Genomic DNA, 22,789 nt, shown 5'->3' on the forward strand with positions numbered 1-22,789 from the left:
AGCGCCCGCGGAAGCTACGCGAGCCCAACAGTTCGCGGGTCGACGAGGCCGTGCTCGACAAGATCGCTCCACAGCGCCCCAGGAATATCGGCAGCGAAGCGGCTGAGGTTCGCTCGCACTTGCTCGGCGCTGCGCATTCCGAGCGCAACACCCGCGACAGCCCTGTGCAGGAGAGGGAACGCGAGGGCGGCCTCTGGCAGCGAAACCCCGTGCCGCTCGCAGACATCAGCGAGCAGATTCGCCCGCCCAAGCAGTTCAGCTGGTGCGGGCAGATAGTCATAGGTAGCGTCGGCGGGCGGGCGCGGGGCGGCAAGCAGACCAGAGTTGTACACGGCTACCGCGATCACCGAGGCGCCGGCCGCACTCGCCGGCTCGAGCACGTCGTCAAGCGCGCCCTGCTCGAGCAGCGTATAGCGACCAGCAAGCATGACCACATCGATGAGGCCATCGCCGAGCAGCGCGGCGAGTCCAGCGGACTGATTCGTGCCGACACCCACCGCCGCAACGAGGCCCTCCGCTTTGAGCACGGATAGGGCCTCAAGCCCCTCTCGCGCCGCGCCTGGATAGGCCGCGTCTGGGTCGTGCACGAACACGGTGTCGACCCTGTCCACCCCGAGTCGCTCGAGACTCCCCTCAAGCGACCTGCGAATGCCATCGAGACTAAAGTCCCACTCTCGGGTGAGCGTGTCAGGCACCGCGAACCCCTCGTCGCGGCCACGCGGCGTCGGGTTCGGCACGAGGAGTCGCCCGACTTTCGTGGAAAGCTGAAACTCCTCGCGCGGATAGCACGCGAGCGCCTCACCGATCCGTCGCTCTGACAGGCCAAGCCCGTAGTGCGGCGCGGTGTCGAACGAGCGGATCCCGCCCTCCCACGCGGCCGAGACCGCGCCCGCCGCCTCGGCGTCGGTTGTCTCGCGATACAGGTTGCCGAGTGACGCTCCCCCAAACCCCACAGGGGTCGTCCACGCGGTTGTCGAGCCAAGAACTACTCGCTCGAGCTCCCCCCTCATCGTGCTGCCCGCGCCGCGAAGCTGGCTGCGTAAACGGCTTGGGCTGTGCCAGCGAAAACACGCTCGCGTTCAGCGACTGTGAGACGAGCGGTGGCAGCGCGAACGCTGTCAACCCAACCGCCGTACCCCTCATCGCTCAACCGCACGAGGGGCCAGTCGGAGCCGAACATTGCCCGGTTCGCGCCAAACGCGTCAAGCGCCACGGCGAGTGCGGCTTCTGCCGCGGTGTTCGTAGCCAAGCCCGAAAGCTTACAGACCGTGTTCGGTAGCGCTGCGAGTCGCCGAAGGTCCGCTTCCCACACCACCCTCCCTGCCGCGTCACTCGGCGGGTTGCCTGCATGGTCGAGCACGAATGTCGCCTCCGGGACCCGCTCAGCGAGCGCTGTGGCCGCGGGAAGCTGGTGCGCACGCACGACGAGGTCACAGGTGAGCCCATGCGCCGCGACTACACGGATACCGCTGGCGACATCATCACGGGCGAGCCAGCCGGGATCCGGATCGACGTGCGCGAGGTGCCGAACGCCGCAGAGAGAAGCGGCGGCTGGGTGCTCGCCTATGTCGTTCAGCTGCGCTTCGACGTCAGCCGTGAGATCGACCCAGCCGACGACTCGATGCCCGCGCGACGACGATACGACGGCGTCAAGGAGAAAGCGCGTCTCGGCAAGCGAGTTGTTCGCCTGCACGAGCACCGCGCTGCCAACCACATGCGTCGCGAGTACCTCATCCAGATCGTCAACCGCGAAGTCACGGTCGATTGCAGCCATACTCTCGCCAACGATCCACTCCTGGGGTGTTACCGCAAGGTCCCACAGGTGGCAGTGCGCATCGATCACGCCGACAGCTAGTCCATGTGCCATGCCATCTCCATCTCACGCCACCCAGTCGCGGCCACAGCCGCACCGAACGGCACCTGACAGGGATCCGTGTGCGTCCACCATTCGCGACTCGTTTCGTCTGCCTGCACACGGGCCATATCGGCCTCGTAGTCGTCACCGACATAGTCGTAGACGCCGAAGAGCGTGTCATCGACGATGAAGATCGAATAGTTGTGTATTCCGTTTTCGCGCATCGCTTCCTCGACACGCGGCCACACTGCGCGATGCAATTCGAGATACGCAGCGCGCTTCTCGGGCAGCACGTTCACGACGAAGCCGAACCGTCTAGCGCTACCGCCGCTGACCGGGTATCCCGTCATCCCTTCGTTCCGCCCGCTGTCATGCCACTCACGAGGAAGCGCTGGCTGAACAGGAAGATGATGAGGATGGGAAGGATCGACAGGAGCGTGGCGAGTGCAAGCGTCGGCAGTTCAATCACGCTCGTTGCAGCAGTCGTCGGGTTGAACTGCGGAACGTTCGCAAGCATGTTCGCGAGGCCCACCTGCACGGGGGACTTCGTCCCTCCGACCATAAGGAACGGCAGGAAGTAGTTGTTCCAGTTCCCGGTGAAGTTGAAGAACGCCGTCAACGCGATCACCGGCGCCGCGAGCGGCATGGCGATCTGCGCAAACACGCGGAGCTCCCCCGCGCCGTCGATACGGGCAGCGTTCAGCAGGTCGCGCGATACCGTCGTCGAGAAATAGATGTAGGTGAGGTAGACGCCGAACGGGAAGAAGGAGAACGGGAGGATCACCGCAAGCGGGGTCCCGATGAGCTTCAGAGCCGAGAGTTCCAGGAAGATCGGCAAGACGAGCGCCGTATTGGGAATCAGCATGACAACGAGCGTCGTCATCAGGAGTGTCTTGCGCCCCTTGAAGTCCGTCAGGGCGAGCGCATAGCCTGCCGGAATCGTGACGATGAGCATGATGAGGATCGCGCCGAACGAGTACAGCGTCGAGTTGCCGAGCCACGTCAGAAAGACGCCGTCCTGAAACCCGAAGAGCGAGTTCCAGTTCGCGGCGAGCTGCTCAAACGAACCAAACGAGAAGGGCCCGTCGAGCAAGAGCTGCTTCGGGTTCTTCGTTGGGGCAAGGAGCAGCCACACGATCGGCAGAATAAAGAAGACCGCGAAGCCGATGAGCACGACCCCGATCGTCACCCGCGAGAGCCACTGCTTCGGGTCGACTGCTGCGCGCGCGCCGCCGCGCTTCTGTGAGACCTGTTCGCTAGTCACTTTCAAACAACTTTCCGCGGAAGATGAAGATCGACGAGAGGATCAGCGCGATCGCGAGCAGCACGATCGAGATTGCCGCTGAGCCTGAGAAGTCGTTCTGCCTGAACGCATAGAGGTAGGCGAGCTGATTGAGTGAGTAGTCTTCGGGCACGACGCCGCGCGTCGCCTGCGAGAGGATTCGTGGCTCGACGAAGAGCTGAGTTCCCGCCGCGAGGCTCATCACTCCCATGTAGGAGATCCACTTCGTCATCATCGGCAGCTGGATGTGCCATGCGGTCTGCACAGCGTTCGCCCCGTCGATTCGCGCGGCTTCCATCACCTCGGCGTCGATGTTATTGAGCGCACCGTACATGATGACGATCCAGGAACCGGCGCCAGTCCAGAACGCAATGATCGTAAAGATGACTGGGAGGTTGTCGATCGAGACAGTACGCACGAGCGTGTCCAGACCGATCCCGCGGAGTAGGCCCGCGACGGGGCTCACAGTCGGGTCGAGCAGAAACAGCCAGAGCATCACGCTTGAGGCGCCGGCGATTGCCCCCGGGATGTAGTACAAGAATCGCGCGCTCGCCGATACCCATCGCACCTTGATCGCATGCACGATCAGCGCGAGGGCGACCACGACGACGATCAGGCTGATGAGCCAGAACAGAATGTAGACAGCGACGTGGGTTGCGGCTGGCCAGAACCTGTAGTCGGCGAAGATGCGGGTGAAGTTCTCAAAGCCAACGAATGCGCCGTTTCGCGTAAACGAGAGGTACAGCGCGTAGAGCGCTGGGACGATGCCGAACGCAAGCAGCAGCAGCGTGTAGCCGCTGATGAAGATCTGGCCGAACCGCGCTTCGCGGTGCCACAGCGATGTGCGCTGTCTGGGTACTGCCCGCCGCCGACGCGGCCCGTTTTGGGCCGCGTCGGCGAGCAGGATTGTGCGGGTTTCAGACAATTACTTCACCGTGTACCCGTTGACCGTGGCTTCATTCTTCAGCTTCTCTTCCCAGGCTGGGAGCAGCGACTCGATCGTCTTTCCCTCGGCAACGCCGGGGATCACAACTGTTGCCCAGGCGGTTTCAGGGCTCCACTTCGTGACCGACCAGCCTGACCAGATTGAATCGGCCGCGGACGTCATGATCTCCTTGAAGTCGGCGTTCACGAAGTAGTTGGTCTCCTCGAGCTTCGCGAGCCAGCCCTCCGCCGCCGCCGTGTATGCGGGGTAGGCAGCCGAGGCCTCAACCTGGAACTCCGGTGCACTCGTCACGAATGTCATGAACTCGGCAACAGCCGCGAGGTTCTTGCTGTGGCTGGATGCGTACCAGATTCCGCCGCCAACGTTGCCCGTGGCAACCTCGCCGCCTTCCCACTTGAGCGGCGCCGCTACGCCAATCTTGCCCGCGGGAGTTGCAAGTGCGCCCTGGAAGATAGCTCCCGTGTACCACACCGGCCCAGGCAGAGCGACGATCTTGTCCGCGTACTTGTCGGCAAACGTCGCGCTAAAGAAGCTGTCCTGCACGAGGGTGCCATTCTGCAGCATGCGGTCAAGGATCTTGGTGATCTTCTGAGTGTTCTTGTCAGAGATGTCGGTAGAGAACTCTGTCCCTTCAGCTTGGAAGACTGGCGACTCGGTGCCGCCGTAGTAGACATATGTCATGAAAGCGTCACCAAGGCTTCCGAGAATGTATCCCGGGTGCTCCTCTGCAAGTTTGTCGCCCAGTTCGCCATACTCTTCCCACGTGGTGGGAACTTCGTAGCCGAACTCATCGAGCAGGTCTTGGTTGTAGTAGGTCACCACCTGCGCGAGGTCGTTGCGAAGCCCGTAGACGGTACCGTCGACGGTGCCATAGTCGAGCGATCCCGCAGCGAAGCCCGCAAGGAACTCATCAGATAGGAGGCCCTTGTTCAGCGGTGCGGCAAATGGCTGCACACCATTTGTCTCCTGCGACGCCCAGATCGCGTCGTTCTGCTGCGACGAGAACACGACGTCCGGCCAGCCCTCGCCTGATTGGTCCATGAGAGCGACCTTCGTCTGGAAGGTACCTGAGCCACCCGCATTGCCGTCGTACACCTCGTACTCGACGGCAATATCTGGGTGCGCCTCTCGGAACGCAGCGATCGCGGGCTCGCGCGACGCGTCTACCCACACCGTGATCGGGCTGTCGGCTACCTGTTCTGCCGCCGCGAAGCCGAATTCCGACTCGTCGGCGCCGCCGCCAGCACCCGAGGCGCAGCCCGTGAGAGCAAGGGCGCCGGCGAGCAGCGCACTCCCCACTGCGAGCAACTGGGTACGACGGGAGATTGTTTGCTTTGGCATGTCGGTCCTTTGCTGGTCGACGTCGTTGACGACTAATGTTCCGGTCGGAATAAAGTTATTACATCATACGTGTGACCTTAGGCACAAGTGCGCGCTCAATCTCCCCCCAGGGCTGACGAAAAAGAGCGTGGCGCGGGACGCACACACTGCTCCCGAGCCACGCTCACTCTATTTGGTGGCAGTTCAATAACTGCCCCATCGACTACCTCTCAGCGGCGATCCTCCGCTGCCCCGCCATGAACTCGCGAAGCCCAACCGACCATCGCGGCAGCTCAGACATTCGTCGGACCGTGTTTCGCAGCGTCCCCAGATGTGGGCTACGAATCGTGACACTGTCCCCATACTCGTGGGTAAACCCAAGACCAGGCTCGCCACGGTCCGCCGTCGGGGCAAACAGGGTCCCAGTGAACAACACAAACCCATCGGGGTACTGATGATGCTCACCGTAGGTTGCGTCGACAAGATCCTCGAACGGCCGACTGATCCGCGCGACCGAGTTCACGCCAGTCATCACGTACCCATCCACGCCCTCAACTCTGAGCTCGATGTCCTCGCTCCGCACCGACTCAAGGGTGAAGTGCTCGTCGAACAGCCGCAAGAACGGCCCGACCGCGCTTGAGGCATTGTTGTCCTTTGCCTTTCCAAGCAGCAGCGCGCTCCGCCCCTCCACGTCGCGCAGGTTCACGTCGTTGCCAAGCGTGACACCGCGAATCTCGCCACGCGAGTTCACCGACAGCACGAGCTCTGGCTCAGGGTTGTTCCATGCCGAGAAGTCGGGGACACCAATACCCGCGCCGACTCCGACAGACGCGAGCACAGGCGCCTTCGAGAACACCTCGGGGTCAGGGCCGATTCCAACCTCAAGATACTGCGACCAGAACCCGCGATCCTGCAACACGCGCTTCGCATCGAGCGCCGCGGCCGAGCCAGGCTGGAGCGAGGCAAGGTCCCCTCCGATCGCCGCGGCAACTTCCGCTCGCACCGCCGAGGCGGCCGCCGGATCGCCCCCACAGCGCTCCTCGATGACGCGTTCTACCATCGAGTCAACGAAGGTGACGCCGCACGCCTTCACAACCTGCAGGTCAATCGGCGCGAGCAAGTGCGGTCGCTCAGTATCGCCCGCAAAGCTCGCCTCGAGCACCTCATCAAGGCTCCAGCGACGCGTTGACTCTGTTTCTCGGAGGCGAGCGACAGGGTCAAGCTCATCAAGCAAGTCAGATACGGTGGCGATGTCTCGGCTCAGGTCCACAAGCTCATCTCCGCGCACGACCGCGACTCGCCCAGCACGAACCACCGGGTCCCATACTCGGGCTATGAGCGTCGCCTCCGCAGCGTCGACAGGGAGCACATCAATTGATTTCAACACCATTGTCCTTTCAAATTCTTGCAGCAAGGCCGCCGCTCCCCTGCCCTCGGCAGGAGCGCGGCGGCCCGAGTGTGGAGGCGTGAGTTACGCCGTCGGCCGAAGCCGCAGTCCGTCCATACCGCCGTCGACGGCGATCGCGGTGCCCGTCGTGGATCCAGCGAGCGGGCTCGCGAGGTAGGCGACCGCGGCCGCAACCTCCTCGGGCTGCACGAGCCGCAGGTGCGGCTGGCGCGCCTCAAGCGCTGCGCGCTCCGCCGCTGGGTCCGGTGCCGAGTCCAACAGCCGCTGCACCCAGGGCGTGTTTGCCGTCCCGGGGTTCACGCAGTTCACGCGGATTCCCTCGCGAAGGTGGTCGGCAGCCATCTGCAGCGTGAGCGAGTAGACGGCTCCCTTTGACGCGCCGTAGAGCGCGCGCTCGGGAAGCCCGGCCGTAACAGCGATAGACGCCGTGTTGACGATCGCCGCCGATGGCGACTTACGCAGCCATGGCAGCGCTGCGCGCGAGACGCGAACGAGCCCGAGCACGTTGATGTTCAGCACGCGCATCCACTCAGCGTCGTCGTTGGCCTCGATTGTGCCCTGCGCGCCGACGCCAGCATTGTTCACGACAATGTCGATGCGGCCGAAGCGCTCGGCAACTGCTTGAATGCCGGCGTTCACGCTGTCGGTGTCAGCGATATCGACACGTACGGCGAACACGCCAGCTGGAACGTTCTCGGTGTTCAGGTCGAACACAACCGCTTCGGCACCGCCCGCGCGGAATCTGTCGACGATCGCGGCTCCGATACCTGAGGCCCCACCCGTGACGATCGCTACGAGTCCTGCAAACTCTCCGCTCATCAGTTCGCCGCCTCGTACGCGACGTACTCCTGACGCTGGCCGCCGAGGCCGTCAATCGACACCTCGACGACGTCGCCTGCCGAGAGGTAGGGGAACCGGCCAGAGAGCGCGACGCCCTCAGGGGTGCCGGTGAGCACAAGGTCGCCCGGCTCAAGCACCATGTACTGGCTCAGCTCGTGCACGATGTGCGCGATGCTAAAGATCATGTCTGAGGTCGACGAGTCCTGCCGAGTCTCGCCGTTCACGCTGCTCCGCAAGCGAACGTTCTGGGCGTCAATCTCATCGCGGGTGACGAGCCAGGGGCCAGTCGGCGAGAAACCGGGGGCAGACTTGCCCTTGCCCCACTGGCCTCCCGACAGGTCGATCTGCCAGGTGCGCTCCGATAGGTCGTTCACCACGACGTACCCCGCGATGTACTCCTCGGCCGCCTCGAGTGACTCGATGTAGCTCGCGCGCTTACCGATCACGACGCCAAGCTCGACCTCCCAGTCGGTCTTCACGCTTCCCTTCGGAATGACGACGACGTCGTTCGGCCCAACAACCGTGTTGGGCAGCTTGTTGAAGATGACCATGTTCTCGGGCGGCGCGGAGCCTGATTCGGCGGCGTGCGCGGCGTAGTTCATGCCGACGCACACGAGAGCGGAGGGTCGCGCGATGGGCGCGCCGACGCGCATCTCGGCTGCGCCCTCAAGCACTGGCAACTCGCCAGCGTCGAGTAGGCGCTGAACCTCGGCGGTACCCGCCTCGAGGAATGCGCCGTCAATCTTCGCCGTGATGGCACGCAGGTCGTACGTGGCCGAGTCGGTCACGAGGGCGGGAATTTCAGCCCCAATGGGACCAAGCTGGGCGAACTTCATTGAACACTCGTTTCTCGCAAAGGTGGGATGTTTACAAGAAACTGTACCCGAATCTAGGCGAGAAGCGCACCGAGTCTCCTACAAATGGGCTGAATATCCCTGCGGCCAGCCCCAAAAGTGGGATCTCTAAGGCTGTGCCGTGCCAGTCGGAGCCACGGTTGCCTCCCGCAACCAGCTCTCGATGCCCGCGATATGCGCGGTCATGAGCGCCGCGGCAAGCTCAGAGTCTCCTGCGGCGATTGCCTGAGCAATCGCGCGATGCTCGGACACCGTTCGACCGGTCGCGCCATCCTGCGTGAGCGCGCGCCAAACGCGCGCGCGCACTGTGTGGGCCGCGAGTGACTCGACGAGGCTCGACAGGTACCCGTTGCCGACCGCAGCGACGATCGCGCGGTGAAAGTCGGAGTCGTGGCGCACGAGCGCATCGGTGTCGGTCTCCTCGCTCACGCTCGCGACCTCGCGTTCAAGGTCGGCGATCGCCTGAGCGTCCATGACACGGGCCGCCTGCGCCGCGGCCTGCGGCTCGAGCATCCGCCGCACCGCGAACATCTCAAGCACCGAATCGTCGCTGTGCAGGTCTGCAGCGAAGTTCATCACCTCGAGCAGCATGCTCGGCTCGAGGCTCGTCACGTAGGTGCCGTCGCCGCGCCGCACGTCGAGCACCCTGATCACCTCGAGTGCCTTCACAGCCTCGCGCAGCGAGTTCCGGGAGGCGCCGAGCAGCTCACCGAGCTCCTTCTCCGGGGGCAATCTGTCGCCAGGCGCGAGATCCCCGGTCCGGATCATTTCCTTAATTCGAAAGATCACATCGTCAGTGACTGCCATGCTTTCGATCCTAGAGGAGGACGCCCGCCACGATTCCCCATTACGCTTGACAGCGCAGGCACCAGCAGGGGTGACCGCGCATACTCCCGAGGGGATCATCCATGGCTTCACACCCGGATCACTCACAGGCTGACCCGCACGCCTTCGCGTCTGTGTACGAACTGATCCGGTCGCGTGTGCTTCGCGAGGAGATCCCGCCGAACGCGCGCATCAACATTGACGCGCTTGCCCGCGAGCTCGAGGTGTCCTCGACCCCCGTGCGGGAGGCCCTCAGGCAGCTCCAGGGCGACAACCTCGTCGTGCAGGAGCCTGGTCGTGGCTATCGAACGACGCCGATCTTAAACGCCGCTGAGCTTCGCGAGCTGTTCGAGTTCAGGCTGCTCGTCGAGCCGTGGGCGGCAAAGATCGCCGCCACCGACAGGCTACAAAACCCCGGCTACGTGCTTGAGCGGGAGATCGCAGACATCACCGACCTCATCGGCCGACAGGCTGACATTCGCTACGAACTCATGGACCACGACATCAGGTTTCACGACGCGATCCTCAGCAGCACAGGCAACGAGGTGTTGCGCACCGCCTACTCGCAGACTCACTGCCATCTTCACGCATTCAGACTGCACCCTGGCGAGCGCACCGGGCAGTACACAGTCGCCGAGCATCGGGTCATCCACGAGGCGATTCGCAGCCGCGAACCAGAAGCCGCCGAGCAGGCAATGCGCGATCACCTCACCGCCGCCTACCTGAGGTTTGAGGTCGCGCACGGGGTGAATTCGGGTGCGCCGTACTTGCCGGGAGCCCATCAGGATCGGCCCGCACCGACAACCTCGCTCGCCCTCTGAGTGGGCGAGCTACTCGTGGTGGAAGACCTCGGGCAGCTCGGTCCACCAGTCGCCCTCTGCACGGTCGGGAAGCGGCTGCTGCAGCGGTTGCTGCACTGACCACCACCGCTGCGTTTCGGGGTCTGCGGCCATTTTCGCCATGTCGGCTTCGTAGTCGTCGCCCACGTACTCGAAGTACGAGAACAGCAGTTCGCCGTGGCGAAAGATCGAATAGTTCTGAATGTTGCTCGCGGTGATTCGTTCAAGTACAGTCGGCCAGACGTCGGCGTGATAGCGCTCGTACGCCTCGCGATGCTCTGCTGGCAGGCCGATGACCTGCGCCACCCGCTTCATCGCGCGCTCCCGGCCAGCGCCGCGGCAGCGGCACCGACAATTCCAGCGTCTGTGACGTCGAACTCAGGGGCACCGCCCCCTGGGCCGCTCGGGGCCGTACTCGTCGAGGGGCGCTTCGCCGAGAGATGGATCGCGGCGATCCCAGTCGCCACGAGCGTCGGGATCGCGTCGACTGTCACTCCGCCACCGGCCATAATGTCGAGTCTGTCTGCCGCGGCTTCGACGAGACGCGCGAGCGTTTCGGCGCCGTCGAGGCTCTGCGCGGCACCACCGGAGGTGAGTATCCGCGTGACGCCCGCGTCGACGAGCGACTCGAGCACTCCCTCCGGCCGCGCAAGAGTGTCGATCGCACGATGGAACACGAGATCGGCAGCGCCTGCCGCGTCGCGCCAGCGCGCGAGCGCCTCGGTGTCGACAAGCCCCGCCTCAGTGAGCGCGCCGACGACAACGCCGCCGGCTCCTCGCTTCGTCGCTTCGGCAATGTCACGGCTCACAAGCTCGATCTCGTCGGCGTCGTAGACGAAGCCACCGGGCCTCGGCCGCACGAGCACTGCGATCCGCTCGCCGCCGACGGCGTCGACAACCTGTTCAATTGTGCCGATCGAGGGAGTCAGCCCGCCGACGCCGAGCGCCTGGCAGAGCTCCAGGCGATCCGCACCAGCTCCGATCGCGGTGCGGGCACCGGCGACGTCTTGGACGGCGATTTCGAGGAGAGTCATACAGTGATCCTTACACGTTGACTGTGAGCATCGCGACAGGCTCGGCGCGAAGACCAGCGGGGATCGAGACGCGAACGACGCCGTCGGCGCCGGTCTGCTGCACCGCCGCGCTCCCGTCGGCCCAGACGGCGTCGCGACCCACGAGCTCGGCTGGCAGCTCGACCTCGCCAACCTCGGGCTCCATGACGTGCACGTGCACCGCCCCGGCCGACGTTGTGTACCGGCGAGAGACGCCGACGCGCTCCTCGGCACGGATCCACGGCCTGGTGCCATAGATGCCCTCGCCGTTGACGTTGAGCCACGCCCCCATCTCGCGCATCGCTTGGAGCTGCAGCGGCGGGATCTCGCCGGCGGCGGTGGGTCCGACGTTGATGAGCAGGTTGCCGTTCTTCGAGACAACATCTACGAGGTGGCGCACGAGCTGCGTGCCCGACAGTGAATGCTTCTCGCTCTCGTCTTGGTTGAACCCAAACGAGAACCCGAGGCCGCGCGTCGACTCCCACGGCTGCTGCTGGATCTCTGCAACGTTCGTGTACTCGCGCGTGAGGTAGCCGTTGTAGGGCACACCCCAGCGGTCGTTGACGACGCCGTCGGGGACGGCATCGAAGTAGCGCCCAAGCAGCGACGCAACGCCATAGTCCTCGTGACCTTTGCCGCCGTCAGGCCAGTCGATGTCGTTCCAGAGCACGTCTGGCGAGAAGCGCGCGATGAGCTCGTCGACCTGCTCGGCCGAGTAGCGTGAGAAGGCGGGGTCGTTGCGACGGAACCTGAACAGGTCGGTGTCCGACTCGATCGGCGGAAAGTCACTCACGTGCCAGTCGAGGGCCCCAGAAAAGTAGACGCCGAAGCGGGCGTTTGCGCGACGCGTTGCGTCATGCAGCTCGCCGATGAGGTTACGCTTTGGGCCGCGGGCGACCGAGTTGAACCCAGTCGTCTCGGTGTCCCAGAGACAGAATCCCTCGTGGTGCTTCGTGACGGGAACGATGTACTTCGCCCCGGCTCCGAGCAGCTCACCCACGAACTGCTCGGCGTCGAACGCGGCCGCGTCCCAGCGGTCCGCGAGATCCTCGTAGCTCACGCCGGGCCCGTAGACCTCCTGATGGCGCTCCCACGTCGGGCTCCCCGCGATGCGCACAGTGTTCCCGTACCACTCGGCGTACTGGTGCCAGGCGTACGCATCCTCCGTCGGAATGAACCGCTCGCCGTGCTCGACTGCCCAGGCAGGAACCGAGTACAGGCCCCAGTGAATGAAAAATCCAAGCTTCGCATCGCGGTACCAGTCAGGCACGCCGTTCGTTGGGTAGGTCGGGGCATTGTCGCCGAAGTCTGGTCCGACCCGAGACTCAAAGTTCATCATGAGAGGAGTACTCCTTAATCGTCTTCGCCACGGCGGCCGACGACAGCCGTGAGTGCGGGCGTCCCGCTGGTATCGAACGGGTAGACCCCCGAAGCGAGCTTGTGGTGGCCGAGCCGCAGCAGATCCTGATCCACGCCGCCCGGGGTGAGCGCGAGCGTCCACCCGCGCTGCAGGTCGTAGAGTTCTGGCTCGAGGTAGCCAATCTTCACGACGACGATGTCTGCCGCTTCGGGGTCGAGTCCGAGCATGCGGAAGTCGTCGAGGTGGTGGAAGGGTTTGCGCCGCTCGGTGATGATCGCATGCACGCCGCCGACAGCGATGACAACCTGCGTGCCAGCGTCGGGGTCGCCGTCGGTGATTGAGAAGACAGTGCCCCTGAGTTCTACCGGGCCGCTCGGGCCTGCATCGACTCGCGCGCCGGCGGTCACCAGCACGTCGGCGCCAACGCCTGCAGCCACCGCCTGTGCGACCGCATCGGCGTCGAAGATTGACGCGACAAGCGTCGTGACGTCGCCGTTCGTGAGTTCCTCTCGCTTCACGAGTTCGGTGAGCGTCCAGGTGACATCGCCAGCACCGCCAGCCGTCGGGTTGTCGCCAGAATCCGAGATGAGGTATGGGCGAGCGGCACCAGGAGCGAGGGCGTTCTCAAGCGCCCCATCGAGCGAGGCGGTCTCTGCAACGAACACGAAGTCCTCACGGGCGTCCCAGTACATCCTGGCAACGCGTTCGGCCTCTCGAGCAATGACCTCACTGTCGTCGCCGGTAACGACGACGTAGGCCTGGCAGCGCGGCTCGTCTGCCCACGCGTAGCCCACCCAGACGGCGGCGTCGACGACGCCATCGAGCGCCTCGATGCCTGGTAGCTCGGCGTAGATGCTCCGCGCGGGCTCGAGCCGGGTACTCGTTTTCTCGCCAGGCAGCAGCACGGGCACGGGAACCCAGGCCTTCAGCGGCCGACGCGCGAGCGGATCGGTGCCGTGCTCGCCGCGGAGCCGCGTGAGCAGCGCGTGCACCGCCCGCTCCTTCGTATTCAGCCAGTCCTCGTGTGGGGCCATGCGGTAGCAGGTGAGTAGGTCGACGGCGTCGCGGAGCGTCTCGGAGACGTTGCCGTGGAGGTCCATCGACGTCGTCACGAGGGTGTCGGGGCCGAGGGCCTCGCGCACCGCGGTCGCGAGGTCGCCCTCGGCGTCGACCATGCCCTGCACGCTCATCGCGCCGTGGATGTCGAAGAAGAAGCCATCGAAGGGGCCCTCGGTGCGGATCGCGTCGAGAATCGCCTGCTTCATGCGCTGATACGTCGCGGGGGCGACGGCGCCGCCAGGCAGCGAACGGCCGTGGTAAAGCGGCACCCACTCGGCGGCGTCGCCGAGCTCGCGCCCCTCGTCCAGGAATGGGTAGTACCCGCGCAGGTCTGCGCCTGTCCTGATCGTGAACGCCTCGTCGCCGGAGACGTGCGGGGAGAAGGTGCTCGATTCGATCGATATGCCCGCGATCCCGATCCGGGGCCTCGCCATGCCGCCCTCGGACAGCTCAGGCAGAGGCCCCATCCAGATCTCGTGTGCGTCAAGGTCGTTCTTCACCGTGCGGCTCCTTCACTTGTCTGTGTGCTCAACTGTGCGTGGGCGAGGGTCGCCCTGAGAAGCTTTTGCGCCGACGCTGCAGCGCCGAGCGCGACGGCGTCGCCGCCGCGCTTCGCCCGCTGGATCCGGAGCGGGGTTCCGGTGATTGGCGCCGCGGTCCGCAGCGTCTCGTCCATCGCCGGCGAGAGCAGATCCCACGCGTGCGAGACCCCACCCCCGACAATCACCTCGGCGACGTCAAGGAGGGTCGACATCGACGAGCAGGCGAGCGCGACCGCTCGCCCAGCGTTCTCGAACACGGCGCGCGCGTCGGCATCGCCCGCGCGCGCCCGATCCGCAATCTCCTTCGCCGTCAACCCGGACACTCCCGTGCGCTCCGCGTACCGCAGCCCGATCGACGTCCCCGACGCCAGCGTCTCAAGGTGGCCGGTCTGCTTGCAGGTGCAGACGAGGTCGCTGTACCCAGGGGTGTGGCCGATCTCGCCGGCGCCGCCGCGGGCGCCGCGACGGAGCGTGCCGTCGAGGATGAGCGCGCCGCCGACGCCGGTCCCGAGCATGACGCCGAACGCGTCGGGCTCGGCGTGCGCGTCGAACGCCACCTCGCCGAGCAGGAACGCGTTGACGTCGTTCTCGATTGCGATCGGAACGCCAAGGAGCTCCTCGAGTCGTGTGCGCAGCGGGAAGCCGACCCAGTCAACGAATGTCGAGGACGCCGCGGTCACCACACCCGTGTCGTAGTCGAAGACCCCGGCCGCGCCAACGCCCGCAGCGCCGAGCGTGCCACCGCTCTCGCCGAGCAGGTCGGAGGTGAGGCGGGCCGCCGTTGCAGCCATCGCTTCGCCGCCCTGCTTCGCCGGCGCGACGGCCGAGCCGCGGGCGAGGATCTCGCCCGCGGCGTCGACGATCACGACAGCGATCTTGGTGCCACCAATATCGATTCCCGCGAAGACGCCCGTGTGAGTGTCTGCTGTGTGCGTCATCGTCCGCCGAGACCTGCCATCGCAATGCCCTTCACGAGGTGCTTCTGCAGCGCGATCACCAGGATCGTCGTCGGGATCATTGAGATGATCGCTGCGGCCATCTGCAGGTCCCACCGCGTGCCGGTGAGGCCCGAGAAGCTCGCGAGACCAATCGGAAGTGTGCCACGCGCCGAAAGGTCGACAGTCACAATGAGCGGCCACAGGTAGCTGTTCCAGAAGCTCATGAACGTGAAGACAGACAGCACCGCCACAGCCGACTTCGACAGCGGCAGAATGATGCGCAGGAACGTGCGGATCGGGCCCGCGCCGTCGATGCGCGCGGCCTCCTCGAGTTCGTACGGGATGCCGCGGAAGAACTGCCGCATGAGGAATGTGCCGAACGCCGTGAACGCGAACGGGAAGATCAGCGCGGGGTAGGTGTCAACCCAGTTGAACCACTGCATGACCTGGAACATAGGGATGACAAGGACCTCAGCGGGAACCATCATCGTCGCGAGGAAGATCACGAAGACCGCGTCGCGACCCTTCCAACGCAGCCGACCGAACGCGTAGCCAGCCGTCGTCGACACGACGAGCACGACGAGGGTGCCCGCGACCGCGACGAAGAGCGAGTTGCCGATGTACGTCCAGAACGGCCCGAACTCGAATACCTCGGCGAAGTTCGACCAGCGAATCTCGGAGCCGAAGAGGCTCGGAGGCATCGCGAACATCTCACCGTTCGGCTTGAGCGCCGAGAAGAACGCGTAGATGAGAGGCAGCATGAACAGCGCAGCGGCGACGTAAATGCTGATGTGGGCGATGACGAGCCGGATGCGCTCGCCTGGGGTCATCGGCTCGCGCGAACGCTTCTTGGCCCCCCGCACCGCGGCCTCGCCGCCGGCAGCGGCGACAGCCATCACCCGTGTTGCGTTGAGATCAGTGCTCATAGTGCACCCACTTCTTCTGCAGTCGGAACTGGACCGCGGTGATGATGATGATCAGCGCGAACAGAATCCACGCACCGGCAGCGGCGAGGCCGAGTTCCTGGTACTTGAATCCCTGGTTGTAGATCCACATGACGAGAGGGGCGGTGGCGTTGCCTGGCCCGCCGCCCGTGAGCATTTGCGGCTGCACGAAGACTTGCAGCGACGTGATCATCGTCATGATCGTTGCGAAGAAGATCGACGGGGAGATCATGGGGATCGTCACGCTCCAGAGCAGGCGGAAGCCCTTCGCGCCATCGATGCGGGCTGCCTCCATCACGCTCTCGGGGAGCTGCTCAAGCGCCGCCGAGAAGATGAGCATGTTGTAGCCGAGGCCCTGCCAGACGCTCATGACGACGACCATAATCATCGCCCAGTTCTTGTCGGCGAGGAAGTTCGGCAGCTCGAGGCCGAACCATGTCTGCGCGAGCCCGTTAAAGAGGCCCTGCGGCTGCAGGAGCATCTTCCACACGAGCACGTTCGCGACCATCGGGGTGACGACAGGGATGAAGAAGAGCACCCGCAGCGCGCCGCGGCCACGAATCCTCGGGCCGAGAGCGACTGCGAGCAGCAGCGAGAGAATCACGCTTGCAGGCACGTACAGCACCGTGTACACGAGTGTGTTTCGAAGCGCGGGCATGAATGCCGGATCCTCGAAGAGACGGGCGTAATTCCCGATCCCGATGAAGGTGCGTTCGCCAAACGTCGGCCAGTTGAAGAAGCTCATCACTACGGACAAGACAACCGGAACGATCGTAAACAGGGCGAGGCCCACCAGGGCCGGGCTTGCAAAGCCCAGCGCCTGGCGCGCCTCCATCTTGGCGAACGACCGACGACTGCGCTGGCGCGCCTGCAATGTGGTCATTCTCTGCTACTTACCTAGTTGTGTGCTGAATCAGTTGCTGAACTGCTTCTGAGCGGTCTCGAGCACGGTACGCATGTCGGCCTGGCCGTTGTAGACGCTCACGAGTTCGGGCTGCACGAAGGTGCCAACCTTTGCCCAGTTGTCAGAAACACGCTGGCCCTCGACGTCCTTGAACGCCTCATCGAAGACTGCCCGCACATCATCGCGGTACGCCTCATCGAGCGACTCGAAGTAGAGCGGCTGGCTCTCGGCGCGTGCCGGGTAGCTGCGGCCCGACGATGCAACGTAATCCTGTGCATCCTTGCTGAGCAGCGAGCCCATGACCTTGAGCGCCGCTTCCTTGTTTTCGCAGGTCTCGGCAATGCCGAAGCCCGAGCCAAGCACGAGACTGAGGTTGCCGTTTGCGCCCGTAGGTAGCGGAGCGAGGCCCGCCTTGAAGCCTGCGTCGTTGGTGAGGTAGCCAACTGCGTTCCAGGTGCCGTCGACGGCCATCGCTGCGTTCTCGCTGGTGAACTGGTTCTCGCCCCAGCCGCCGTCGGAAGCCGATGCGACGGGTGCCGCGACCTTCTGCTCGGTGACGAGCGACGCGTACCACTCGGCAGCATCGGTGAACGCCGAGTCGCCGATCTGCAGCTCGCCGTCCTCGGTGACGGGCTGGGTACCCGACTTCGCGATCGGGAGCGCCTGCCACTGGAAGTCACCCATGCCGATGCCGAAGCCGTACTTGCCGCCAGTGGTCGCCTTCTTGGCGGTGGCCTCGAAGTCCTCGAAGCTCCAGCCGGCCTTCGGCAGGTCAGCGCCCGCGGCCGTCAGCTGATCCTCGTTGTAGTACGTGACCATCGTCGACACGTCGAATGGCAGGCCGTACATGTTGCCCTTGTTTTCAAGGATCTCGGTCGCGCCCGGCGCGAAGTCGTCCTTGCTCAGGCCGGCGGTCTTCAGATCCTCGTCAGTGAGCTTCACGAAGCCGTCGGTGTAGCTGGAGAGCATGCCGCTGTTCATGCCAGTGACGCATGCCATGTTGCCAGACGCCATGTTCGTGGTCAGCTTCGTGAAGAAGTCGCCCCACGGCGCGGTGCGAAGCTCAATCTTCAGGTCAGGGTTCTGCTCCTGAGCGATCTTGAGCTGCTCGTTGAGCGCGGTCGTGTCATCTTCCGAGCCAGCCCACATGTCGACGACGATCGTGTTGTCGTCCTTGGGTGCTGATCCGCTGCCGCTGCAGCCTGTGAGCACTGCGGCCGCTCCCACGGTCATGGCGACGAGTGGCACCAGGTTAATCTTCTTCATTGAACGCCTCCTCAGGCATCGGATAAGTTTGTTCGAGCACCGAACAAAGTTTGTTCGACTTCGACAGATGTCATACTGCCAGAAGATTCGCATCCCGACAAATACCAGTTTTTTGGCAGCGCCGAATCGAAACATTCACGCGGATACGGCCTTTCTTTCCGTGGATAGTACGGGCTAGGCTTCTACCAAGATCGAAGAAAGTTGGAACGTGCCACTCTCCCCGAACCCCCTCGATGACCAGAATCGTCGGATCGTCGAGCTTGTCGCCGGCGGGCAGGCGGCTTCGCGCAGCGAGCTTGCCAAGATCCTCGACGTCGCCGTCTCGACAGTCTCCCTGCGCGTGCAGACGCTCATCGACGCCGATGTACTGCGCGAGGACGGCCACGGCAATTCGAGCGGGGGCAGGCGGCCGCGCCGGCTGCGCGTGAATGTCGCGGAGGCCCGGATCCTTGCCGCCGAGCTCGGCGGCGGCCACGCCCGCATCGGCCTCCTCGACCTCACGGGCAAACTGCACGCGTCCGAGACAATCCAGATCAACATCGCCGCCGGCCCGGAAGAGACCCTGAAGAAGGTCGCAGCGGGCTGCCGAGCACTCGCAGGTGACACCGAGATCCGTGCAGTCGGAATCGCTCTTCCAGGGCCCGTGCGGCCCCAAACCGGCAGCGTCGATCAGCCGTCACGCATGCCCGGCTGGCAGGGGTACAGGGTGCGCGAGCGACTCACCGAGCTCCTCGGGGTCCCGGCTGTTGTCGACAACGACGCGAACCTCATGGCACTCGGAGAGCACCACAGGCGGCTCTCCCCTGCCGAGGACAGCATCACAGTCAAGGCAGGCACCGCGATCGGTAGTGGGATCATCGTGCAGGGCGCGATCCACCGCGGCGCGACAGCCGCGGCCGGCGATATCACGCACACTCAGATCGACCCGACGCTCAACGAGCCCTGCTCCTGCGGAAACCGCGGCTGCCTCGAGACGGTCGCAAGCGGCGCAAGTCTCGTGCGGCAGATGGGTGAGCTTGGCCACCAGGTGCCAGACGCCGCCGCTGTCCTCGCACTCGCGCGAGATGGTGACCCGACCGCGACGACGCTCATCCGCACCGCGGGAACCCACCTCGGCCAGGCACTCTCTGGCGTCGTGAACTTCTTCAACCCGCACGCGGTGTTCCTCACCGGGAGCCTGAGCGCGAGCGAGCCGTTCATCGCCGCAGTACGCAGTCGCGTCTACGAGGCCTGCCACCCGCTCGCGACGCAGACGCTACTCATCGAGGCTGCCGCGTCCGGGCAAGACGCGGCACTGTACGGTGCGGCACGAATTGCGCTCGACGCCGTCGACCTCACCGCGTAGTTAGGCCCCATCGACGAGGCGTAGCTCGATGACGGGCATGAGCACGTCAGGGCGCTGCACTGGCAGGTGCACGGTGAGCGTGCCCGCAGGCTGCCCGGCTGCCTCCATCTGCGAACCCTCCGAGCTAGGGTCGCTCTCCGACGTGCGCAACCAGGAGCCGTCGTTCAACAGGCGAGTAAACCTCACTTTGCCCGCGAGGCCAGGCAGGTGCACGTACCCGAGCGGCCAGCTGGCCATGTGCAGATAGAGCCGGTCGCCACGGCGGGTGTAGGTGCCCTCGCGAGGCGGCGCGAATCCGGCGTGGCCGGCGCCCACAATCGCGTCGCGGTGAAGGGCGGTCCACTCACCGAGCGTCTCGAGCACGGCTCGGTCTCGGGGTGAGATCGCACCGCGCCCGTCTGGCCCGATGTTCAACAGCATGTTCCCGCCCATCGAGACCGAGTCGGTGAGCATCTGCGCAAGCAGTGGCGCTGACTTCTGGTCAAGGTTGTCGCGATGGTACCCCCACGATCCATTGATCGTCTGACACGCTTCCCACCTCACCAACTCGCCACCGCGACGCACGGGCTCAGTCGGCTGGTACTGCTCGGGCGTGTAGAAGTCGCCGGGAATTCCGAGGCGGTCGTTCACGAGCATGTTCGGCTGGAGCTCGCGGCACATCGCGAGCATCGTCTCAGAGTCCCAGTCGGCGGGCCCCTTGCCGTCCCACCCGTCCTTGTGCTCCGGGTAGCTGAAATCGAAGAACATGTAGTCGATCTGCCCGTACTCGGTCAGCAGCTCGCGCAGTTGCGCGTGCATGAAGGCGCGGTAGCGCCCCATATCTCGGCCGGCATTGAGCTCGTGGGCGTTCTCGTCGTCGCGGCGTGGATGCACCCAGTCGACGAGGAAGTCGGGGTGGTGCCAGTCAATGAGCGAGAAGTACAAGCCAACACGAAGCCCTGCCGCGCGAAGCGCGTCAACGTGCTCGCGCACAAGGTCTCGCCCGCAAACTGCGTGTGCGGTGAAATCCGACTGGCGCGAGTTCCACAGCGCGAAGCCCTCGTGGTGCTTCGTGGTCAACACTACGTAGCCTGCGCCGAGTTGCTGTGCCTGGCGCGCGATCTCACCGGCGTCGAAGCGATCCGGATCGAAGTTCTCGACGTATGGCAGGTACTCGGCGTCAGTGAGTCGCTCGTAGTTCTGCACCCACTCGTGGCGGGCGGCGACGCTGTACGCCCCGAAGTGCACAAACATGCCGAGGCGCGCCTCGTCAAACCACTGATGCTCAGGCTGTGAAGACATGCGCACAATCTTCACACAGTTCTTTTGAGCGCGCTCGTCAAATCTCTCCCGGCGCGTGGGCTCGCGCAGCCCCCACCCGATCGCCGGCGGGCGCGCCACCCAGGCGTGGCCTCACCCATCCCTCCAAATACTCTTGTGCCCCCGTTCTTTCGCGAAGAATGGGGGCACAAAAGTGATTGAGTAAAAATGAAGGTCCCGAGCAGCCGGGGCACATCTGGCGACTGGGCTATGCCTCGTCGCGCGAGTCGGCGGCGATAGCAGTGTGGTGCTGGATCACCTCGGCAACAACAAAGTTGAACCACTTCTCGGCGAACTCAGGGTCGAGGTTCGCGTCCTCTGCGAGGCTCCGCAACCTGGCGATCTGCCGCGCCTCGCGGGCAGGGTCGGCGGGAGGCATCGCGTGCTCAGCCTTCAGCTGGCCCACCTCCTGCGTGCACCGAAACCGCTCCGCGAGCATGTGCACGAGGGCAGCGTCGATGTTATCGATGCTCGAACGGAGTCGCCCGAGGCGCTCCTCAGGAGTGGGGCTCGTCATCGCTCTCCTTCTTAGCTCAGCAGGTCGTGCAGCTCGACAACCTGCTCGCGCTCCGGACCAACGCCGACGGCCGAGAACCTGGCGCCGCTCATCGCTTCGAGCGCGCGGATGTAGTCCTGCGCGTTCTTCGGCAGTTCCTCAAACGAGCGGCAGTTCGAGATGTCCTCGTCCCAGCCAGGGAACTCCTGGTAGATCGGCTTCGCGTGGTGGAAGTCTGACTGGTTCACGGGCATGTCGTCGTGGCGAACGCCGTTCACGTCGTAGGCCACGCACACGGGAATCGACTTGATGCCCGAGAGCACATCGAGCTTCGTGAGCACGAAGTCGGTGACGCCGTTGATGCGGGCCGCGTAGCGTGCCATCGGAGCGTCGTACCAGCCGCACCGGCGCGCGCGACCGGTGGTGACGCCAAACTCGCCGCCCTTGGTCTGCAGGAACTCGCCCATCTCGTCGAATAGCTCGGTCGGGAATGGCCCCGATCCGACACGGGTCGTGTACGCCTTGATAACCGCGATGATGCGGTCGATCTTGTGCGGCGGAACGCCCGAACCCGTCGCGGCACCGCCGGAGGTCGCGTTCGAGCTGGTGACGAACGGGTAGGTGCCGTGATCGATGTCGAGCATCGTCGCCTGGCCAGCCTCGTACAGCACTGTCTTGTCATCGGCGAGCGCGTTGTGCAGCAGCAGGCCGGTGTCGCACACCATCGGCTCGAGGAGCTCGCGGTACGCGAGCAGGTCGTTCACAACCTCGTCGGCGTCGATCGCACGCCGGTTGTAAATCTTGACGAGCACCTGGTTCTTGAAGTCGAGCGCGGCTTCGACCTTCTGTCGAAGGATGCCCTCGTCGAAGATGTCTTGAATGCGGATGCCGACGCGGTTGATCTTGTCTGCGTAGGCGGGCCCGATGCCGCGACCTGTCGTGCCAATCTGGCGCTTTCCGAGGAAACGCTCGGTGACCTTGTCGAGGGTCCGGTGGTACTCGGTAATCACGTGCGCGTTCGCGCTCACCTTGAGCTTAGAGACGTCGACGCCGCGCTCCTTGAGCGCGTCGAGCTCAAGCTTGAGCACCGCGAGGTCAACGACAACACCGTTAGCGATCACCGGAACGACGCCCGGTGTCAGAATGCCCGATGGGAGCAGGTGCAACGCGTATTTCTGGTCGCCAATGACAACCGTGTGACCGGCGTTGTTACCGCCGTTGAACTTTACGACATAGTCAACGCGGCTCCCGAGCAGGTCGGTTGCGCGACCCTTTCCCTCATCGCCCCATTGGGCACCGGTGATCAGTACAGCGGGCATCTCAGCCCCTTCCTTCGCACTAGGCAGATACCGAGCCAGTCTAGCGGAGCCGCGCTTTCCATGCCCGGCAGGCGTAACACGAACGCCCCGCGGCGC

Annotated in this window: 23 protein-coding genes; 2 read left to right on the top strand and 21 right to left on the bottom strand. The window is 64.6% G+C overall.

What is annotated here, in order from left to right; translation table 11 throughout:
* Positions 1-14: 14 nt before the first annotated feature.
* From ACF07D_RS06470 to ACF07D_RS06515, 10 genes are all read right to left on the bottom strand, one after another.
* Entirely contained in the window at positions 15-1,010 is a 996-nt protein-coding gene (locus ACF07D_RS06470; RefSeq protein WP_391504324.1) for an aldo/keto reductase, read from the bottom strand.
* Entirely contained in the window at positions 1,007-1,867 is an 861-nt protein-coding gene (locus ACF07D_RS06475; protein WP_391504325.1) for an amidohydrolase family protein, read from the bottom strand. The genes ACF07D_RS06470 and ACF07D_RS06475 overlap by 4 nt, the downstream gene beginning before the upstream one ends.
* Entirely contained in the window at positions 1,852-2,205 is a 354-nt protein-coding gene (locus ACF07D_RS06480; protein ID WP_391504326.1) for an L-rhamnose mutarotase, read from the bottom strand. Before ACF07D_RS06480 ends, ACF07D_RS06475 begins: the two co-directional genes overlap by 16 nt.
* Complete coding sequence (locus tag ACF07D_RS06485) at positions 2,202-3,119, bottom strand: carbohydrate ABC transporter permease (protein WP_391504327.1); 918 nt, start codon at positions 3,117-3,119, stop codon at positions 2,202-2,204. The genes ACF07D_RS06480 and ACF07D_RS06485 overlap by 4 nt, the downstream gene beginning before the upstream one ends.
* Positions 3,112-4,062 (bottom strand): carbohydrate ABC transporter permease, encoded by a 951-nt coding sequence (locus ACF07D_RS06490; RefSeq protein WP_391504328.1) that lies wholly within the window; start codon positions 4,060-4,062, stop codon positions 3,112-3,114. The genes ACF07D_RS06485 and ACF07D_RS06490 overlap by 8 nt, the downstream gene beginning before the upstream one ends.
* On the bottom strand, positions 4,063-5,424 hold the full coding sequence (locus ACF07D_RS06495; RefSeq protein ID WP_391504329.1) for an ABC transporter substrate-binding protein: 1,362 nt from the start codon (positions 5,422-5,424) through the stop codon (positions 4,063-4,065).
* Positions 5,425-5,626: 202 nt separating this feature from the next.
* Positions 5,627-6,793: a fumarylacetoacetate hydrolase family protein gene (locus tag ACF07D_RS06500; protein WP_391504330.1), complete on the bottom strand. Its 1,167-nt coding sequence runs from the start codon at positions 6,791-6,793 to the stop codon at positions 5,627-5,629.
* A gap of 81 nt (positions 6,794-6,874) precedes the next feature.
* Positions 6,875-7,630, bottom strand: a complete 756-nt coding sequence (locus ACF07D_RS06505; protein ID WP_255808573.1) for an SDR family NAD(P)-dependent oxidoreductase — start codon at positions 7,628-7,630, stop codon at positions 6,875-6,877.
* The gene (locus ACF07D_RS06510; RefSeq protein WP_391504331.1) at positions 7,630-8,487 is read right to left on the bottom strand and encodes a fumarylacetoacetate hydrolase family protein; all 858 of its coding nucleotides are present in this window, start codon (positions 8,485-8,487) and stop codon (positions 7,630-7,632) included. The genes ACF07D_RS06505 and ACF07D_RS06510 overlap by 1 nt, the downstream gene beginning before the upstream one ends.
* A 126-nt stretch (positions 8,488-8,613) precedes the next feature.
* On the bottom strand, positions 8,614-9,312 hold the full coding sequence (locus ACF07D_RS06515) for a FadR/GntR family transcriptional regulator (RefSeq protein ID WP_391504332.1): 699 nt from the start codon (positions 9,310-9,312) through the stop codon (positions 8,614-8,616).
* A gap of 101 nt (positions 9,313-9,413) precedes the next feature.
* Between ACF07D_RS06515 and ACF07D_RS06520 the strand changes: the two genes are divergently transcribed.
* On the top strand, positions 9,414-10,151 hold the full coding sequence (locus ACF07D_RS06520) for a GntR family transcriptional regulator (RefSeq protein ID WP_255808576.1): 738 nt from the start codon (positions 9,414-9,416) through the stop codon (positions 10,149-10,151).
* A 9-nt stretch (positions 10,152-10,160) separates the two neighbouring features.
* On the opposite strand, the gene ACF07D_RS06525 is transcribed toward ACF07D_RS06520, so the two are convergent.
* From ACF07D_RS06525 to ACF07D_RS06560, 8 genes are all read right to left on the bottom strand, one after another.
* On the bottom strand, positions 10,161-10,484 hold the full coding sequence (locus tag ACF07D_RS06525) for an L-rhamnose mutarotase (RefSeq protein WP_119282565.1): 324 nt from the start codon (positions 10,482-10,484) through the stop codon (positions 10,161-10,163).
* Positions 10,481-11,203 carry a copper homeostasis protein CutC gene (locus tag ACF07D_RS06530; RefSeq protein ID WP_391504333.1) on the bottom strand — a complete coding sequence of 241 codons (723 nt, stop codon included), beginning with the start codon at positions 11,201-11,203 and terminating at the stop codon, positions 10,481-10,483. Before ACF07D_RS06530 ends, ACF07D_RS06525 begins: the two co-directional genes overlap by 4 nt.
* Before the next feature lie 10 nt (positions 11,204-11,213).
* A complete protein-coding gene (locus ACF07D_RS06535; protein ID WP_391504334.1) occupies positions 11,214-12,560 on the bottom strand; it encodes an alpha-L-fucosidase in 1,347 nt (448 codons plus the stop codon).
* A 14-nt stretch (positions 12,561-12,574) separates the two neighbouring features.
* Complete coding sequence (locus tag ACF07D_RS06540) at positions 12,575-14,074, bottom strand: M81 family metallopeptidase (protein WP_391504364.1); 1,500 nt, start codon at positions 14,072-14,074, stop codon at positions 12,575-12,577.
* A gap of 62 nt (positions 14,075-14,136) precedes the next feature.
* Entirely contained in the window at positions 14,137-15,120 is a 984-nt protein-coding gene (locus ACF07D_RS06545) for an ROK family protein (protein WP_119282562.1), read from the bottom strand.
* Positions 15,117-16,046, bottom strand: coding sequence for a carbohydrate ABC transporter permease (locus ACF07D_RS06550; protein WP_220663722.1), 930 nt, complete (start codon positions 16,044-16,046; stop codon positions 15,117-15,119). The genes ACF07D_RS06545 and ACF07D_RS06550 overlap by 4 nt, the downstream gene beginning before the upstream one ends.
* Positions 16,036-16,947: a carbohydrate ABC transporter permease gene (locus ACF07D_RS06555; protein ID WP_119282560.1), complete on the bottom strand. Its 912-nt coding sequence runs from the start codon at positions 16,945-16,947 to the stop codon at positions 16,036-16,038. The genes ACF07D_RS06550 and ACF07D_RS06555 overlap by 11 nt, the downstream gene beginning before the upstream one ends.
* A gap of 30 nt (positions 16,948-16,977) precedes the next feature.
* Complete coding sequence (locus tag ACF07D_RS06560) at positions 16,978-18,234, bottom strand: extracellular solute-binding protein (RefSeq protein WP_391504335.1); 1,257 nt, start codon at positions 18,232-18,234, stop codon at positions 16,978-16,980.
* A gap of 208 nt (positions 18,235-18,442) precedes the next feature.
* On the opposite strand from ACF07D_RS06560, the gene ACF07D_RS06565 reads away from it, so the two are divergent.
* Positions 18,443-19,579, top strand: a complete 1,137-nt coding sequence (locus ACF07D_RS06565) for an ROK family transcriptional regulator (protein WP_119282558.1) — start codon at positions 18,443-18,445, stop codon at positions 19,577-19,579.
* Here the strand turns inward: ACF07D_RS06565 and ACF07D_RS06570 are convergent, their stop codons facing one another.
* From ACF07D_RS06570 to ACF07D_RS06580, 3 genes are all read right to left on the bottom strand, one after another.
* Complete coding sequence (locus ACF07D_RS06570) at positions 19,580-20,860, bottom strand: alpha-L-fucosidase (protein ID WP_391504336.1); 1,281 nt, start codon at positions 20,858-20,860, stop codon at positions 19,580-19,582.
* Between the two features lie 226 nt (positions 20,861-21,086).
* Positions 21,087-21,395 (bottom strand): chorismate mutase, encoded by a 309-nt coding sequence (locus ACF07D_RS06575; protein ID WP_255808591.1) that lies wholly within the window; start codon positions 21,393-21,395, stop codon positions 21,087-21,089.
* A gap of 11 nt (positions 21,396-21,406) precedes the next feature.
* A complete protein-coding gene (locus ACF07D_RS06580; RefSeq protein ID WP_391504337.1) occupies positions 21,407-22,693 on the bottom strand; it encodes an adenylosuccinate synthase in 1,287 nt (428 codons plus the stop codon).
* Positions 22,694-22,789 lie beyond the last annotated feature (96 nt).

Origin of the sequence: Leucobacter sp. NPDC015123 (genome assembly GCF_043080205.1) — a bacterium.
GTDB lineage: Bacteria > Actinomycetota > Actinomycetes > Actinomycetales > Microbacteriaceae > Leucobacter > Leucobacter aridicollis_A.